This is a genomic window from Paraclostridium tenue, assembly GCF_039521565.1.
GTDB classification, from domain to species: Bacteria; Bacillota; Clostridia; order Peptostreptococcales; family Peptostreptococcaceae; genus Paraclostridium; species Paraclostridium tenue.
The window spans coordinates 1-930 of the sequence record NZ_BAAACP010000049.1 but is presented as its reverse complement, the minus strand read 5'-3'; the positions used below and the strand labels follow the sequence as shown (position 1 = coordinate 930).

The window sequence follows — 930 nt, the reverse complement described above, 5'->3', positions numbered from 1 at the left end:
ACCAATAATGGAGAGGTGTCCGAGTGGTTTAAGGAGCTGGTCTTGAAAACCAGTGACTCCGAAAGGGGCCGTGGGTTCGAATCCCACCCTCTCCGCCAATTTAATTATGGAGAAGTACTCAAGTGGCTCAAGAGGATCCCCTGCTAAGGGATTAGGCTGGGTTAACCGGTGCGAGGGTTCGAATCCCTCCTTCTCCGCCAATTATGTCGAGGTGTAGCGCAGTTTGGTAGCGCACGTGGTTTGGGACCATGGGGCCGGGGGTTCGAGTCCCTCCACCTCGACCAATATGTGGACCTTTAGCTCAGTTGGTTAGAGCGCCCGGCTCATAACCGGTAGGTCCGGGGTTCGAGTCCCTGAAGGTCCACCATAATAAAATAGGGGTGTAGCTCAGTTGGTAGAGCGTCGGTCTCCAAAACCGTGCGCCGGGGGTTCGAGTCCCTCCACCCCTGCCACTGAAAATTAAAAAAACATAGATTTATCGAGGTGTAGCGCAGTTTGGTAGCGCACGTGGTTTGGGACCATGGGGCCGGGGGTTCGAGTCCCTCCACCTCGACCAAATGAGGGCCTATAGCTCAGGTGGTTAGAGCGCACGCCTGATAAGCGTGAGGTCGCTGGTTCGAGTCCAGCTAGGCCCACCAAGTGTTTGCCCAGATAGCTCAGTCGGTAGAGCAGGGGACTGAAAATCCCCGTGTCGGTGGTTCGATTCCGCCTCTGGGCACCATTTTTATGGCTATGGCGGTATAGCTTAGTTGGCTAGAGCGTTCGGTTCATACCCGAAAGGTCACAGGTTCGACTCCTGTTACCGCTACCATCTAGGTTTATACTAAATAAGAACTTTGAAAATTAAACAGTAGGTTAATTATAAAAATTCTTTTTAAAGAATTAAACAACAAACAACCAAGCCAGATATTCAGATAATGATTAGCTGAG

Annotated in this window: 9 tRNA genes; all 9 read left to right on the top strand. The window is 51.2% G+C overall.

Annotated elements, in window-relative coordinates:
- Window positions 1-9 precede the first annotated feature (9 nt).
- The 9 genes from ABFX13_RS14575 to ABFX13_RS14535 all read left to right on the top strand — a co-directional run bounded on the left by ABFX13_RS14575 (window position 10) and on the right by ABFX13_RS14535 (window position 811).
- A tRNA-Ser gene (locus ABFX13_RS14575) sits at window positions 10-98 on the top strand.
- A gap of 10 nt (window positions 99-108) precedes the next feature.
- Window positions 109-200 (top strand) — tRNA-Ser (locus tag ABFX13_RS14570).
- Between the two features lie 7 nt (window positions 201-207).
- Window positions 208-284 (top strand) — tRNA-Pro (locus ABFX13_RS14565).
- 6 nt (window positions 285-290) lie between these two features.
- A tRNA-Ile gene (locus ABFX13_RS14560) sits at window positions 291-367 on the top strand.
- A 9-nt stretch (window positions 368-376) separates the two neighbouring features.
- A tRNA-Trp gene (locus ABFX13_RS14555) sits at window positions 377-452 on the top strand.
- Between the two features lie 27 nt (window positions 453-479).
- Window positions 480-556, top strand: a tRNA-Pro gene (locus ABFX13_RS14550).
- Window positions 557-561: 5 nt separating this feature from the next.
- A tRNA-Ile gene (locus ABFX13_RS14545) sits at window positions 562-638 on the top strand.
- A 7-nt stretch (window positions 639-645) separates the two neighbouring features.
- Window positions 646-721, top strand: a tRNA-Phe gene (locus ABFX13_RS14540).
- Window positions 722-734: 13 nt separating this feature from the next.
- Window positions 735-811 (top strand) — tRNA-Met (locus tag ABFX13_RS14535).
- The last annotated feature ends 119 nt before the right edge of the window (window positions 812-930 follow it).